Source organism: Kitasatospora sp. NPDC015120 (assembly GCF_043080305.1).
GTDB lineage: Bacteria > Actinomycetota > Actinomycetes > Streptomycetales > Streptomycetaceae > Kitasatospora.
The window spans coordinates 82,338-96,026 of sequence record NZ_JBIBVJ010000021.1; the positions used below are offsets into that span (position 1 = coordinate 82,338).

At 76.3% G+C, this 13,689-nt stretch carries 15 protein-coding genes; 5 read left to right on the forward strand and 10 right to left on the reverse strand.

Translation table 11 applies throughout. The features are described 5' to 3' along the window. Genes ACF1AK_RS30775 through ACF1AK_RS30790 form a run of 4 tightly spaced genes read right to left on the reverse strand, consistent with a single transcriptional unit; the run spans position 1 to position 5,027 of the window. Positions 1–636: an FHA domain-containing protein gene (locus tag ACF1AK_RS30775; protein ID WP_391502129.1), complete on the reverse strand. Its 636-nt coding sequence runs from the start codon at positions 634–636 to the stop codon at positions 1–3. Beyond that, the gene (locus ACF1AK_RS30780; protein WP_391502130.1) at positions 624–1,400 is read right to left on the reverse strand and encodes a 4Fe-4S cluster-binding domain-containing protein; all 777 of its coding nucleotides are present in this window, start codon (positions 1,398–1,400) and stop codon (positions 624–626) included. Before ACF1AK_RS30780 ends, ACF1AK_RS30775 begins: the two co-directional genes overlap by 13 nt. After that, positions 1,388–3,607 carry an AAA family ATPase gene (locus tag ACF1AK_RS30785; protein WP_391502131.1) on the reverse strand — a complete coding sequence of 740 codons (2,220 nt, stop codon included), beginning with the start codon at positions 3,605–3,607 and terminating at the stop codon, positions 1,388–1,390. The genes ACF1AK_RS30780 and ACF1AK_RS30785 overlap by 13 nt, the downstream gene beginning before the upstream one ends. Continuing rightward, entirely contained in the window at positions 3,597–5,027 is a 1,431-nt protein-coding gene (locus tag ACF1AK_RS30790; protein ID WP_391502132.1) for a hypothetical protein, read from the reverse strand. Before ACF1AK_RS30790 ends, ACF1AK_RS30785 begins: the two co-directional genes overlap by 11 nt. 314 nt (positions 5,028–5,341) lie before the next feature. On the opposite strand from ACF1AK_RS30790, the gene ACF1AK_RS30795 reads away from it, so the two are divergent. Both ACF1AK_RS30795 and ACF1AK_RS30800 read left to right on the forward strand, forming a co-directional pair. Then, the gene (locus ACF1AK_RS30795; protein ID WP_391502133.1) at positions 5,342–6,049 is read left to right on the forward strand and encodes a hypothetical protein; all 708 of its coding nucleotides are present in this window, start codon (positions 5,342–5,344) and stop codon (positions 6,047–6,049) included. 4 nt (positions 6,050–6,053) lie between these two features. Beyond that, on the forward strand, positions 6,054–6,719 hold the full coding sequence (locus ACF1AK_RS30800) for an RES family NAD+ phosphorylase (protein WP_391502134.1): 666 nt from the start codon (positions 6,054–6,056) through the stop codon (positions 6,717–6,719). Between the two features lie 80 nt (positions 6,720–6,799). Here ACF1AK_RS30800 and ACF1AK_RS30805 read toward each other — a convergent pair whose 3' ends face one another. From ACF1AK_RS30805 to ACF1AK_RS30815, 3 genes are all read right to left on the reverse strand, one after another. Further along, the gene (locus ACF1AK_RS30805) at positions 6,800–7,966 is read right to left on the reverse strand and encodes a PQQ-binding-like beta-propeller repeat protein (protein ID WP_391502135.1); all 1,167 of its coding nucleotides are present in this window, start codon (positions 7,964–7,966) and stop codon (positions 6,800–6,802) included. Between the two features lie 133 nt (positions 7,967–8,099). Then, positions 8,100–8,648 carry a hypothetical protein gene (locus tag ACF1AK_RS30810; RefSeq protein WP_391502136.1) on the reverse strand — a complete coding sequence of 183 codons (549 nt, stop codon included), beginning with the start codon at positions 8,646–8,648 and terminating at the stop codon, positions 8,100–8,102. Between the two features lie 149 nt (positions 8,649–8,797). Continuing rightward, entirely contained in the window at positions 8,798–9,598 is an 801-nt protein-coding gene (locus tag ACF1AK_RS30815) for a siderophore-interacting protein (RefSeq protein WP_391502137.1), read from the reverse strand. 177 nt (positions 9,599–9,775) lie between these two features. Here ACF1AK_RS30815 and ACF1AK_RS30820 point away from each other — a divergent pair, with 177 nt between their 5' ends. Together ACF1AK_RS30820 and ACF1AK_RS30825 are read left to right on the forward strand one after the other, a co-directional pair. Next, complete coding sequence (locus ACF1AK_RS30820; RefSeq protein WP_391502138.1) at positions 9,776–10,183, forward strand: ASCH domain-containing protein; 408 nt, start codon at positions 9,776–9,778, stop codon at positions 10,181–10,183. Between the two features lie 24 nt (positions 10,184–10,207). Continuing rightward, positions 10,208–10,669 (forward strand): hypothetical protein, encoded by a 462-nt coding sequence (locus tag ACF1AK_RS30825; RefSeq protein WP_391502139.1) that lies wholly within the window; start codon positions 10,208–10,210, stop codon positions 10,667–10,669. 226 nt (positions 10,670–10,895) lie between these two features. Here the strand turns inward: ACF1AK_RS30825 and ACF1AK_RS30830 are convergent, their stop codons facing one another. After that, positions 10,896–11,105, reverse strand: a complete 210-nt coding sequence (locus ACF1AK_RS30830) for a hypothetical protein (RefSeq protein WP_391502140.1) — start codon at positions 11,103–11,105, stop codon at positions 10,896–10,898. A 150-nt stretch (positions 11,106–11,255) separates the two neighbouring features. Here ACF1AK_RS30830 and ACF1AK_RS30835 point away from each other — a divergent pair, with 150 nt between their 5' ends. Then, entirely contained in the window at positions 11,256–12,089 is an 834-nt protein-coding gene (locus ACF1AK_RS30835) for a TioE family transcriptional regulator (RefSeq protein ID WP_391502141.1), read from the forward strand. Between the two features lie 446 nt (positions 12,090–12,535). Here ACF1AK_RS30835 and ACF1AK_RS30840 read toward each other — a convergent pair whose 3' ends face one another. Both ACF1AK_RS30840 and ACF1AK_RS30845 read right to left on the reverse strand, forming a co-directional pair. Beyond that, on the reverse strand, positions 12,536–13,078 hold the full coding sequence (locus ACF1AK_RS30840) for an MOSC domain-containing protein (protein WP_391502142.1): 543 nt from the start codon (positions 13,076–13,078) through the stop codon (positions 12,536–12,538). Between the two features lie 231 nt (positions 13,079–13,309). Then, positions 13,310–13,636, reverse strand: coding sequence for a putative quinol monooxygenase (locus ACF1AK_RS30845; protein WP_391502143.1), 327 nt, complete (start codon positions 13,634–13,636; stop codon positions 13,310–13,312). Positions 13,637–13,689 lie beyond the last annotated feature (53 nt).

Consider the following 13,689-nt stretch of genomic DNA (forward strand, 5'->3'; position numbering starts at 1 on the left):
TCACCGGGGTGCGCCGAACTCGTCGATCTCGATCAGCTGGGCGTCCACGTCCCTCGCGAACCGCAGCCGCTGTCCCGGTCCGATCCGGGTCGGGGCGGTGATACGGAGGCCGTCGACGAACGTGCCGTTGGTCGAGCCCTGGTCCTCGACGTACAGCGCGCCGTCGATCCAGCGCAGCCGGGCGTGGTGCCGGGAGATCTGGTCGAGGGCGGCCAGGCCGGGGACGGCCGCGCAGTCGGGTTCGTCGCGGCCGACGGCCAGTCCGCCGCCCCCGCGCCGGTGTTCCTCGCGGACGGGCAGCATGGCCCCGGCGATCACCAGGGCCAGCCGGACCACCGGCGGCCGGGCCGGACGGCGCTGCGCGGGCCGGGTCGCGGGCTCGGCGACGGGCGCGGCAGCGGGCGCGGGCGCGGGCTTCGTGACGACAGCGGACGGCGCGGGCCCCGGCGCCGGTTCCGGTTCCGGATCCGGTGGCACATGAGTGGACGGCGGAGCGGGCGGAGGCGGCGGGACGTCCGCAGCCGGGTCGTACCGTTCCAGCTGCTGGAACATGTGCACCTGGCAGTACCCCCGGGTGGCGGAGGTCGGACACTCCCCCGGAGCCCCCACCGGGCAGCGGTAGATCACGGTCGCCACGAGGTCTCCCGAAGGGTCACGCCGCGCCGGAGCAGGTCGCGTTCGATCCGGCCCAGGTCCCCGGGGCGCGGCACCCCGATCACCCGGACCTCGCCCTCGCTCACCCGGACCTGGAGTTCGGGCCGCTCCGGCCGGTGGTCCAGGTAGGGCGCGTACCGCTCGCGGCCGAGCGCCGTGCGGGTGACCAGCCGCTGGTTGGCCGAGCCCCGCCAGACGAGCCGGGTGGGCTGCCCGGCCCGGTAGCGGCCGGTGATCACCGCGTCCGCGCCGTCCAGGGCGGCTGCGGCGGCCGGGTCGGCGGCCAGTTCCGCCGGCTCCCAGCCGGTGTACACCAGCAGGTCGGCCGTGGCACCGGCCAGGCGGCGTTCCGCGTCGGCGGCGGCGAGCAGCGCGGCGAGGGCGGCGGGCTGCTCCAGGGGCTCGCCGCCGCTGACGGTGAGCCCGTCGAGGCCGTCGGCGAGCGCGGACCGCCACAGCGCGGCGAACCGTTCGACCGTCAACTCGCGCCCGCCGGTGGGGCTCCAGGTGTGCCGCGACATGCAGCCGGGGCAGGCCAGGGTGCACCCCTGGAACCAGACGCCGAGCCGACGGCCGGGGCCGAGCGCGGTCACCGGCCGGGAGACCTGGGCGACCCGGGCAACCGGCGCGCCGACGGACGCGGGGGCGGGAGCAGGAGCGGACTCCGGCTCGGACTCCGGCGCGGACTCCGGCTCGGACGCGGCCGCGGACGCGGCGACGGCCCGCTCGGCGCTCAGCCCGGCCACCGTTCGACCTCCAGACGGTAGCCCTCGCCGTCCTCGTCCCCCTCGACGGCGACCACCTCGATGCGCTCGCCGCGCCGGGGCGGGCTCCGGAAGACCTCCTTGGCGAGCGGGTTGACCAGCGCCGACTCGACGGCGGTCAGCACACCGCGGCCACCGTGGTCGAGCCGCCGGGTGGCCTCGACCCGCAGCACCTCCCAGGCGTCGTCGGAGAGGGTGAGCGCGGCGCCGTGGACCTCCTGGACGCGGGCCGCCACCGAGGCGATCGCCTTGTCGAGGATCTGCGGCACCCACTTCTCCTGCATGAAGTCCATCGGGATGAAGTTGTCGCCGAAGCGGTTGCGCAGCTCGGGTCGTTTGATCTGATCGTTGAAGAAGGTGTCGAAGGCCTCGCGCAGTCCTTGACGGACCAGCATCGGATCGTCGTGCCGGTTGAACTCCCGTTTGGTGGTGCGCGGCGCGGTCGCGCCCGTGCCTCCTGCGCCGGTCCCGCCCGCCCCGGCCCCGTCCACCGCCTCCCGGCCGGACTCCTCGCCGGCCCCTCCGGCCCCTCCGGCCCCGTCGGCCGTGTTGCCGGTCCTGCCCGTCGCCGGGTCCTCCACCATGACGGCCTTGACGCCGAGGTTGGAGGTGAAGACCAGCACGCACTCGGTGAAGTAGACGGTGGCGCCTCGTCCGTCGGTGAGCCGGCCGTCCTCCAGGATCTGCAGGAAGAGGTCGAACAGCCGCGGGTTCGCCTTGTCGATCTCGTCGAAGAGCAGCACGCTCATCGGGTTCGCCCGGACGGCGTTGGTGAGTTCGCCGCCCGCGTCGTGGCCGACGAACCCGGGTGGGGCGCCGATCAGGCGGTCCCGGGCGTGCTCCTCGGCGAACTCGCTCATGTCGAAGCGGATCGGCCGGGCGTCCTTGCCGAGGATCATCTCCGCGACACCCTTGGCGAGTTCGGTCTTCCCGACCCCGGTCGGGCCGGAGAGGAAGAGCGTGCCGCGCGGCCGGCTGGGCGAGCTGGACGCCTGGGCGCCGTTGAGCCCGGCCGCCGAGCGCATGAAGATCTCCAGCGTGCGGCGGACGGCGTGCGGCTGCCCGATCACCTTGCTGTTGAGGAACTCCTCGCCGCCGGCGATGCGTTCGCGCAGCGCGGAGGTCGCCCACGGGTTGTCGAGCACGCCGATCCGGTACAGCCGGGCGGCCTCGTCGAGCCGCTGCACGGGGAGGTTACGGTCCAGGGCCATCCGGCCGATCGCCATGACCTCCGAACTGCCCATCCCGTGCGAGGAGTCGGCGAGCGCCCTGGCCGCCAGCGCGGTCTCCTCGCCGGTCAGGGACGGCCCGCCGGTCGCCGCCTGGTAGCGGGCGAGCCCGCCGACCACGTGCCGGGCGGCGGCCAGCCGCTGATCGTGCGGCGGCTGCGGGACGTTGATCACCCGCAGGGCGCGGCTGCCGACCGCGAACTCCCTCGGCAGCTCCTCCTGCCGTTCCACCACCCAGAACACCGTGTTGTACGGCGTGACCGCGCTGGTGCCCTGCACCGGGCGGGCGGTGTGGCCCAATTCCTCGGCGGCGGCGAAGAGCCGGGCGACCTCCCCGGCGGCGGGCGCCTGCGGCGAGCCGATCCGGCCGGCGTACGGGACGACCAGCGCGATCGGCGGCCCGGGGTGCTGGACGACGCCGACCATCGCGTCGCGCAGGCGGTCCACCATGTCCGGCTCGTCGTCGTCCTCGTCGGAGCCCTCCGGCCCCTGGCCGCCGCCGCGGCGCCACCGCTCGTCGCGCTCGACGAAGTCCCGGATCACCTGGGGGATCTGCTCCGGGGTGGCGCTCAGCCGCAGCAGGGCGATGCAGTCGTTGACCTGGTCGACGAAGGCGATCGCGCCGTAGCCGCGGGCCGCGCACATCGACTCGATGACCCCGCCGAGGCTGTACGGCGCGAGGGTCTCGCTGCTGCCGGCGGCGTGGTCGTCGGGCAGCAGGTACTGGTCGCGGACGTTGCCGGTGAGCAGCACCTGCGGGTAGACGGTGAGCGCCATGTCCAGCTCGCGGATCCAACTGGGCGTGGCCGGACCGGAGCCGTTCCCGCCCGGCGGCGGGACGGCGGTGTCCTTGCGCAGGTCCGCGGCGTCCGCGGCGTCTGCGGCGTCCGCGGCGTCCGCGGCGTCCGTACGGCCGGCGGACGGGGGCTCGGACGGCGGTGGCGGGGGCTCAGCGGTCACGGTGACGCTCCTGCGGGGTGGTGCGGACGGCGGGCGACTCGTTCCGGGCGCCGGCACCCGGCTTCCTGCGGCGGCGCGGCGGGGCGGCCTCGGACGGCGGCTGCGGCCACCACCCGCCCGGGGCGAGCCCGGCCGCCAGCGCGCCCGGCGGCATCGCGGACGTCCGCTCCAGCCGCACGCCCCGCTGCCGCACGCCGTCCTCGATCGCGGGCAACTGCTCGTCGCAGAACCACCGTTGAACGGCCTCGTCCTGCTCCTCGCCCTCCGCGTGGCCGGCGCTCCGCCCGTTCTCGCCGGTCCCGGTGTCGTCGCGCCGGACCACCGCCGTGGACAGGGTCGCCCGGTCCGGCGAGAGCACCAGCCGCAGCCCGTAGCCGGCGGCGGGCGGCTCGCCGTCCGCCGCCCCCGCACCGGCTGCCGCCGCCCGCCCGGGGTCCGGGTCGCCGAACGGCACCACCACCTCGCCCTCCTCGGCGAGGAGGTCCGCGAAGCCGTCGCCCACCTGGTAGTCCCGGTCGCGCAGCACCTCGGCGAGCGCCGCCGCCACCGGCGCCCGGTTGCGGCGCGCGTCGGCGCGGGCCACGGCCGCCTCCACGGCGGGCCGCAGGTACGCCGGGTCCTCGGCGCCGGCGAGCTCCGCGACCAGCCGGTCCCGGTCGGCCGGCTCTGCGTCCTGGGCCAGTTCCACCAGGGCGGCGCGCAGTTCGGCGCGCTCCTCCTCGCGGGCGCGGCGCTGCACCGAGTGCTGGACGAGCGCGGCGAGGTCGGTGAGCGTCGTGCGCACCTCGGACACGGTGCCGGCGGCCTTCAGCGCGCGCACCAGGCCCGCGACCTGTTCGAGGTCGGCCGGGTCGCAGCGGGGCACGTCGCGGTCGAGGACCGCCTGCGCCTCGACGAGGGCGCCGGCCCGGACCCGTCCGGTCCGTTCGGCCCGCTCAAGGGCGGCGGCCTCGGCGGCCTCGGCGGCGGCCTGAGTCGCGGCGGCCGCGGCGGCGCGCCGGTCCGAGCGGGCCGCCGGGCGCGGGCGGCGTTCCGGCTCGGCGACGGCCTCCGGCAGCACCGCCGACCAGACGTCCTGCACCGCCTCCGCGAGCTCCTGCGCCGCCCGGGCGTTGGCCGCCCGCGCCCGCTCGACCGCCCGCGCCAACTCGGCCTCGTCCGCCCCCGCCCCGACGGTGACCGTCTCCACGGTCACCCGGGCCGTGCGGTAGGCGCGCCGCAACTGCCTGGCCTCGCCGCGCAGCCCCTGCGCCTGCTCGCCCAGCTCGCCGAGCCGGGCCCGCAGCTCCGCCCGCCGCTCCTCGGCCCGCCGGAGGTTCTCGGCACGCTGGGCCTCGGCGGCCAGCCGGGCCCGCAACCGGCGGCGGCGCTCGGCCTCCTGGTCGACGTAGGACCACCCGTATCCCGCGGAACTGCTCACCGGCCGCCTTCCGAGCGCGAGTCGTGACCTGCGGCGCGGACCGGGGCGCCTGCCACCGGCCCGGGCCCCTGCGCACGCGCCGCCGAGGACCGGTGCGGGTCGTGAGTGACGGCACACGACAGACGACCGCGTGCGCTCCGGCACCGCCCCCGAGGTGCTGCTGAACCACCATCATGCCGCAGATCCGGCCACCACCGTCCCACCTTTGCGAATCCGAGATCACGGCCCACGGAGCGCTCCGACGCGCTACCCTGGCGCACGGCCGGCGCGTTCGGGCGAGGCGGCGGGACCGGATCGGGCGGGGGTGAGGGACGATGGTGCCGGACGAGTTGCTGGCCGCGCTGCGCACGCACTGGGCCGAGATCTGGGCGCTCCTCGACGAGTCCTCCCGCGACCGGCTCCGGGCGCTCGCCGAGGACCGGACCGGCGATCCGGAGCGCCTCGCGCGCAAGATCCAGCGGCTGATGCTCGCCGCGCTGCCGGACGGGCACCCGGTACGGGAGCTGTTCGACGACTCCGTGCGCTACGCCCGGGGCGGCGACGAGGGGCGGATCGCCGAGGCCGGCGGCCTCGACGGGATCACGATCCGGTCCGGCATCGCGAGCCTGCTCCGGTCCACCGCACCGGCGGACGAGGTCTCACCTCCGGACGGGGCCCCGCCCCCGGACGACCTCTCGCCGCCGGACGACGCCGACGACTGGCTGCTCGCCGCGGACTCCGTCAGCGCCGCCGACTACCGCGCCGGCGGGCACGACCCCGCCGACCCCGGCCTCATCCGGCTGACCGACCGCCAGGGCGCCGTCCGGCTCCCGGCGTTCCAGTTCGACGACGTCTCCGGCCACCCGCTGCCCGTCGTGGTCGCCGTCAACCGCCTGCTCGACGCCGACGACGACCCGTGGGGCGTGGCCGACTGGTGGCTGGGCACCAACGCCTGGCTGGACGCCGTCCCCGCCCGCCTCCTGGGCACCACCGGCGAGCACGCCCTGCTCGCCGCCGCCCGCGCCGAGATCGCGGAGTGGTGACGGCATGCCCGACGTGAAGGTCCCCGGCCCGGCCGTGCGCGCCACCCCGTTCCGCGAGGTGCTGCCCGCCGGCACCGTGCTGCACCGGGTGCACTCCGCCGCGTACCCGGCCACCTCGTTCAACCCGAACCCGTCGGACTCCCACTACGAGGGCGGCCGGTTCTGCTCCTACGAGGGCGACGGCACCCACCTGCCGTACCTGTACGCCGGGTTCTCGGAGCGCACGGCGGTGATGGAGACGCTGGTCCGCGGCGTGCCGTTCGACGAGCGCGGCTGGCGGCGGATCCGGCGCGCCTCGGTGCGGGGCCGGGTGCTGTCGCGGATCGAGACCACGTGCGACATCCCGCTGGTCGCCCTGATGACGCTCGACCAGCTCGCCGCCGTCCACCAGGACGAGTGGCTGATCCACTCCACCCCCGAGGCCTACCCGCGCACCCGCCGCTGGGCGGCCTGGATCCGCGGCCAGGCGCCGTGGGCGGCCGGCCTGCGCTGGCCGTCCAAGCGGGACCTCGGGAGCAGCGCCTGCATCCTCTACGAACGCGACGCCGCCACCACCCTGGTCAAGCCGGCCGGCACCGCGCCGGTCGCCCTGGACACCGCCGAGGGCGCCGAGCTGCTCAACCGGCTCCTCGCCCCGGCCCGCACCCGGATCGATCCCCCGCGCCGGTAGGGACGCGGGGGCCAGGGGGCCGGAGAGCCGGGGCCGTCCCGGACGCGGACTCGGGCCCGGACTCGGGCCCGGACCCGGGCTCAGGCCGGGGCGAGCGCGGTGAAGGCGCGGAGGCCGGTGCGGCTGCCCCGGTAGACGGTGGATCCGGCCACGGCGAGCGAGACCCAGGTGAACTCGGTGCCGGCCCGGAGCCGCTCCGGCTCGTCCTGCCACCGCAGTCCGCCCGTCCTCAGGTCGTGCGCGAAGAGGCGGTCGTCGTTCGTCCCGACGTACACCGCTCCCTGGGCGGCCGTCAGCGAGCTCGTCCCCCGCCCCGCGCCCGGCGGCACGGCGGCCGTCCACCGCTCGTCGCCCGTCGCCGCGTCCAGGGCGAGCAGCTGCTGCCCGCTGAGCAGGCAGACCGTCCCGCCCGCGGCCACCGGACCGACCGGGCCGCGCAGCTGCGTCCGCTTCCAGAGCACCCGCCCGGTGGCCGCCTCCAGGGCGAGCGCCGCCGAACGCGCGCCGGTCCCGCCGCTCCGGCCGGTGTCCACGACGTGCACGAGGCCGCCGTGGACGGCGGGCGGGTCCAGGACGGCGTCGATGTCGCCCTGCTCCCACCGCTGCTCACCCGTGCGGAGGTCGAACGCGAGCAGCCCCGCGGACCGGCCGGGGACGTACACGGTGTCCCCGGCCACGAGCGGGGTGCCGGAGACCGTCGGCGGGCCGCTCCAGAGCGCCCGTCCGGTGGCCGCGTCGAAGGAACGCAGCGTCGCTCCGTCGACGACGATCACGCTGTCGCCCGCCACGGCGACGCCCGGCGGCGCCGGGGCCTCCCTCGCGTCCGCCACGGCGGTCTCCCAGCGCGGTTCCCCCGATGCGGCGTCGAGGGCCCGCACCCCGGTCGCGGAGTACACGCACACCACCCCGCCGCCCTCGGCCAGCGGCCAGCCGCCCCGGTGCGCGGCGGCGTCCGCCGGGCCGACCGCCGTGGCCCAGCGGACGGCGCCGGTGCGCGGGTCGAGGGCCCGGACGCCGCCGTCGTACCCCGCCACGTGGACGTTCCCCCGGGGGTCGGCCGACGGGACGACCCGCCCGCCGGACGCCGCGTCCCAGATCCGGGGGCCGCGCGCGTTGTCCCGGACGGCCCACCAGCGGGCCCCGGCCGGCACCGCGAGCGCGCCCAGCCCGGCCGCGGCGCTCAGCAGCAGGCGGCGGCGGTCGATCCGGTGCGGGGGCGGCTCGTGGTGCGCGGTTTCGGAGTCCATGCCGGTCCCGACTCCGTCGGGCACCGCGGCGGTTGCACCGGTGGCGGAATCCTGCCCTTTCGGACACCACGGGTCCGCCCCGCCCGGACGGGGGCCGGGCGGGGCGGGATCAGGGGGGTGCGGCGCTACCGCGTCACGGGCAGAGGCGGCCGGGTCGGCACTCGGGGTCGACCGGGCCCGTGCCGCCGGGGCGGTGGTTGGACCACCAGATCGGGGTGCTCCCGGCGTAGACGACGAGGTTGCCGCTGTTCTGGACGGCGAGGTAGGCGCCCGGGTGGTACGGGGTCCCGCTGTTCCACACCGCGCGCATGCCGGCGTCGTACGCGACGAGGTTGCCGTCGGCCTGCATGTAGAGGTAGGTGCCGACGCCGTACGTGCCGACGGCCGTCCAGATGGCGACGTTGTTCTTGTACAGCACCACGTGGCCGTCCCCCTGCTGGTACAGCACGGTGGTGCCGTCCGGGGAGGACCAGCTCTCGCCGCGGTTGAGGACCGCGGTGCCGTGGATGACGGTCTGCTCGGCGTCGGACACCGCGGCGGGAGCGGCGGCCGTGGCCGCGGGGTCGCTCGCGGCGGGGGCGCCGTCGGCGGCCTGGGCGGGGCCGCCCAGCAGCCCGGCGGCCATCAGCACGGCCCCGGCGGCGACACCGGCGCGGGGAAGAAGGGAACGCGCGATTCTCATGACAGGCACTCTCCTGAAGTCGCTGCCGGCCGGAACCCGGACACTGCCGCCGCGTCCGCTCGGGACCGCGTCGGCCCGGCCAGTCTCGCCGTGCGCGAGCCGGCCGGGCCACACCCTTCGACCTCCCTCGAATCCGGACCCGCCGCCGGTCAGCCGGCGTCCGTCTCGACCGGCTCGTCGGCGCGCTGGTCCTCGGTGCGGCCGAGGCGCCAGTAGCCCATGAAGCAGACGGCGCGCCGGTCGTAGCCGCGCTCGCGCACCAGGTGGCGGCGCAGCTCGCGGACGGCCGAGGCCTCGCCGGCGATCCACGCGTACGGCGCGCCGTCCGGCAGTTCGGCGGCGCGGACGGCGTCGGGGAGGGTGGGGGTGCCCGGGGTGCCCCGGTGCAGCCAGGTGATGGCGGTGCCGGGGCGGGCGGCGGGCAGGTAGGCGTGTTCCTGCGGCCCCCCGACCTCGGCGAACACCGTCACCGGCAGGCTCTCGGGCAGTTCGCCGAGGATCGCGGCGACGGCGGGCAGGGTGGACTCGTCGCCCGCGAGCAGCACCCAGTCCGCGCCGTCGGGCAGCCGGAACTCGACGCCGCCGGCGTCCTCGACGGCCGGCCCGCAGACGATCACCCGGTCGCCGGGCGCCGCCGTCCGGGCCCAGCGCGAGCCGGGTCCGTGGTCGCCGTGGACGGCGATGTCGATGTCGACCTCGTCGGGGTCGTGACGCTGGGCGCGGACGGTGTAGGTGCGCAGCACCGGGCGGACGGCCGGATCCATGGCCCGCCAGTTCCGGTACCAGCCGAACTCCTCCTCGCCCTCGGGCATCAGGGGTTCGCTCTGTCCGGGCAGCGGCAGCAGGAGCTTCACCCGCTGGTCGAGGCCGCCGTTGACGAAGCCGGCGAGGCCGGGGCCGCCGAGGGTGATCCGGGCCATGTGCGGGGTGATCCGGGTGGCCCGGACCACCTGGAGCGGGAAGAGCAGGAAGCGCGCGGGGGCGGTGGTGCTGGTCAGGGCCGTCTCCTCTCACCTTTCGTTAGGTAAGGCTAACCTGTGTTCGCGCATATTCGCTCCCGCCCGGCCGCCCCGGCGCCGTATCGTCGGCCCGAGGAACGACCGCGGCAAGGAAGAGGTGACGAGGGGATGTGGCCACGCGTCAACAACCTGCGCTCGATGGAACTGGGCACCCCGGGGCCGGTACGGGCCCGGCTGAACGCCCTGGCCCTGGCCGGCAGGAAGACGGCCACCACCGGGCTGCTGGCGGAGTACGCCGAGGAGGCGGAGGGCCTGGAGTATCCCGGCGAACGGCTGGCGCTGCTCGACGACGGCGGTGAGCCCGTCGGCGTCATCGAGATCACCGGTGTGGAGGTGAAGCCCTTCGCCGAGGTCACCTGGGAGCACGCGCACGCGGAGGGCGAAGGTGACGCCTCCCTGGAGGAGTGGCGCACCGGGCACCTCGGCTACTGGGAGCGGCTGGGCACCCGGGTGGAGGACGACACGCCCGTGGTCTGCCTGGCCTTCCGCCTCGTCGAGCGCGGCGGGACGGCCTGACCGCCGTCGAACGGAGGAGCCGGGATGGAACCCGAGCACATACCCGCGTGGTTCTGGGACGCCCTGGAAGCGGCCCGGCCGCACCTGCCGGCCCTGGAGTCGTGGCTGGGCTCCCGACCACGAGGGGTCGTCGAAGACTTCGCCCTCGCGTACGAGTCCGCGGCGGACGCGCTGGCCGACTTCTCGCAGGGCGTGCGGGTGGACGGGGACGTCTGGTCCGAGGACAGCACCGAGGACCTCTGCCGGTGGGTGGTCGGGCAGGGCCGCGCGCTGTGGTGCTCGGTGCTCGCCGGGGAGCGGGCGCTGGAGGACGCCGCGCAGCTGTACCTGGGCCGCGTCCCGCCGGGGCCGGACCAGGTGGACCCGTGGGACGGGGAGGTCGCGGACCCGCGGCACCGGGGCTACCAGTCACCCGGGACCATCGCCCACGGCGTCTACCGGTCCCGCTTCGGCGAGGACCTCCATGAGCGGCTCGCGGACACCTGAGCGGACACCTGAGCGGACACCCGAGCGGACACCCGAGCGGGCGTCAGGCGGCCTCCGGCGCATCCACGTCCACAGGACCGGGGAGTACGCGCGCCCCAGCGGCCACGCCCGCCCGGTCCGGGAGCGCGTCGACGGGGCCACCGGCGTGTGACGGTGGCCGGGCGCGGGCGGGAGCAGGACGTCGGCGGACTCCCCGGCGCCCTGCTCCGGGGAGTCCGCCCTGCCGTCACCGGGCCGTCTCGTCGGGCTCCGTGACGGGATCGGCATCGACGGGCGGGGAATCCTCCCTCCCCGGGGCCGGGGCCCCGGTGGCGGGCGTCGAGCTCCGTGCCCGGGTACCACCGGAGCTCCCCGCCACGAAGAAGTACTCCTCCCCGCCCACCAGCGCCGCCACGATCCGCCCCGCCCCGTTCCAGGTCACGTCCTTCTCCTCCATCCGCCACACGCTCGGGTCCGGTTGCAGATGGCTGTGGTGGGCGCACACGAACGTACCGCCGCGCCGTGTCCTGAGCCTCCATCGTATCTTTGAAAGAGCGTTTGAGACTTTCGCGGTCTCGGCCCGAGGAATCTCCTGTAAAGTCTCAAAGTGCCCAGCAAGTCCGCCCAGAAGAAGAACCTGCGCCCGGCCGACCTCGCGCGCGAGCACGGGCTCTCCGCGCAGGCCGTCCGCAACTACGAGCAGGACGGCTTCCTCCCGCCCGCCGAGCGCACTCCCACCGGGTACCGGCTCTACACCGACCTGCACGCGGCGGCACTGCGCACCTTCCTCGCGCTCGTCCGGGCGTACGGGCACCGGACCGCCGGGGCGGTCATGAACGCCGTGCACGACGGCCGGACCGACGACGCCCTGACCGCCGTCCACCGCGGGCACGGCCAGGTGCTCCGCGACCGCGAGACCCTCGCCGCCGTCCGCGCCGCCGTCGACCACCTCACGGCGGCGGCCGTCCCCGCCGACCCCGCCGACCCCGCCGGCCCCCTCCCCCGCACCATCGGCGACCTCGCCCACCGGCTGCGGCTCACCCCCGCCACCCTGCGCACCTGGGAGGCGGCCGGCATCCTGCGCCCCGCGCGCGACCCCGCCACCGGCTACCGCGTCTTCGACGCGACCGACGTCCGCGACGCCGACCTCGCCCACCTGCTGCGCCGCGGCGGCTACCGGCTGGCGGACATCGCGGCGGTCGTCGAGCAGATCCGCACCGCCGGCGGCACGACCGCCCTCGCCGCCACCCTGGCCGGCTGGCAGCAGCGGCTCACCGACCGGGGCCTTGCGATGCTGAAGGCGTCGGCGCACCTCCACGGCTACCTCGCGCAGGAGGGGCGGCGCTCGTCCGCACTCCCGAGCGGAAGCGCCGCCCCACCACCACTCCCGCCACCGCCCCCGTCCCGGCACTCCTCGACGCCCCGGAGAACCGCGCGCTGATCGCCCGCCGCCGCGAACGGGCGCCCCCGGCCGGCGGGCCGGACGACCTCGCGCCCGGTCCCTGGGAGCTGCACCCGCACCCCGGTCTCTGCGACCGGCTCGCCGAGCCGCCCCCGCGCCACCGTGTGGAAGGCCACTACGGCATGCCGGTCCTGGCCTTCGAGGGCGTGGCGGCCGTCGTCGCGGCCGGCCTCGACGCCCTCCTGGTCCGCCTGCCGGCCCTCCCCGAGGGCATCGAACCCGCGCGCCCGAGCGGAATCCGCCGGCCGGGGCCGTGGACGACGGAGCGAGCACCGGCTGTTCGCGGCGGGCTCGCTCGCCGTCTCGCCGTCTCGCCGTCTCGCCGGAAGCCGGACCGGCCGTGCGCGCCTTCGCGGCGGACGTCCCGGCGACGGGCCGCTCGACGCCGGCACCTGAGCGGTGGCCGAGGCGTCAGGGGGCGTGCCTCAGACGCGGTCGAGCGGGCGGTGCGGTCCCTCCGGCAGCTCGACCTCGATCGCGTCGCCGGGGCGGATCACGCCGCCCTCCCGGACCACGCCCATGATCCCGGCCTTGCGCACCACGTTCCCGGCCTCGTCGCGCCCGACGACCTGCTTGAGCAGACCGTCCTGGAAGCGGTCGATCTGCCGACAGGGGTTGCGCAGCCCGGTGACCTCCACCACCGCGTCCGGCCCGATCCGCAGCAGCGCGCCGGCCGGCAGCCCGAGCAGATCGATCCCGCGGGTGGTGACGTTCTCGCCCAACTGCCCCGGTGCCACCGAGAACCCCCGCTCCCCCACCTCGGCGAACAGCTCCTCGTGGATGAGGTGGACCTGTCGCAGGTTCGGCTGCGTCGGGTCCTGCGCGACGCGCGACCGGTGCTTGACGGTCACCCCCGCGTGCACGTCCCCTTCCACGCCGAGCCCGGTGAGCAGCGTGATGCTGTCGCGGTTCGGCTTGGTGAAGGAGTACTCCCCGTTGCTGCTGACCGCTACGACCGTTCCGCTCATCCGTGCACATCCTCCTGTGGGGACGGTGATCCAGCCCGCATCCTAGCCCGCGGCCCCGCCGCCGCCCCGGGCCGTGCGCGCGCCCAGGCGGAGCCGGGCGACCGGGGCCCTTCGGCAGTACACCGGTCCCGCACGGCGCTTCCGGGTGCTACCGGGTGCTTCGGGGCGCGCGGGCGCGAGCGGACCGGCCGGTCACGGCGGCCGGAAGCAGCGCCGGGCCGGTGAACCGGGTCAGTGGGCCGGGGCGGGGCGGTGCCCGTAGGGGCTGTGCATGGTGAGCCGGCGGATCTCCAGGTCCTGCTCCAGGTATTCCATCCGGTGCTCCCAGAAGTCCCGCATGTGGGGCAGGGCGAGGTGGGCGTCGAGGTCCTCCTCGGTGCGCCAGGCCTCGTAGAAGACGAAGACGCCGGGGGCGTCGCCGTCCTCGTGGAGGTGGTATTCGAGGCAGCCGGACTCCTGGCGGGTCGGCTCGACGAAGGAGAGCAGGAGCCGCCGCAGGTCGTCGACCCGGTCGGGCTTGGGGCGGGCGGTGCCGACGAGGGTGTAGGGCTGGGACATGAGGGGGGATCCCTTCGGGAGGTATGAGTGATCTCGTACCTCCCGGACGCTAG

What these genes read in the sequence shown, in the direction of transcription:
- ACF1AK_RS30845 (WP_391502143.1), bottom strand. Translation starts at nt 13,636, where the DNA reads ATGTCCCAGCCCTACACCCTCGTCGGCACCGCCCGCCCCAAGCCCGAC.
- ACF1AK_RS30820 (WP_391502138.1), top strand. Translation starts at nt 9,776, where the DNA reads ATGTGGCCACGCGTCAACAACCTGCGCTCGATGGAACTGGGCACCCCG.
- ACF1AK_RS30825 (WP_391502139.1), top strand. Translation starts at nt 10,208, where the DNA reads ATGGAACCCGAGCACATACCCGCGTGGTTCTGGGACGCCCTGGAAGCG.
- ACF1AK_RS30810 (WP_391502136.1), bottom strand. Translation starts at nt 8,648, where the DNA reads ATGAGAATCGCGCGTTCCCTTCTTCCCCGCGCCGGTGTCGCCGCCGGG.
- ACF1AK_RS30830 (WP_391502140.1), bottom strand. Translation starts at nt 11,105, where the DNA reads ATGGAGGAGAAGGACGTGACCTGGAACGGGGCGGGGCGGATCGTGGCG.
- ACF1AK_RS30795 (WP_391502133.1), top strand. Translation starts at nt 5,342, where the DNA reads ATGGTGCCGGACGAGTTGCTGGCCGCGCTGCGCACGCACTGGGCCGAG.
- ACF1AK_RS30800 (WP_391502134.1), top strand. Translation starts at nt 6,054, where the DNA reads ATGCCCGACGTGAAGGTCCCCGGCCCGGCCGTGCGCGCCACCCCGTTC.
- ACF1AK_RS30840 (WP_391502142.1), bottom strand. Translation starts at nt 13,078, where the DNA reads ATGAGCGGAACGGTCGTAGCGGTCAGCAGCAACGGGGAGTACTCCTTC.
- ACF1AK_RS30805 (WP_391502135.1), bottom strand. Translation starts at nt 7,966, where the DNA reads ATGGACTCCGAAACCGCGCACCACGAGCCGCCCCCGCACCGGATCGAC.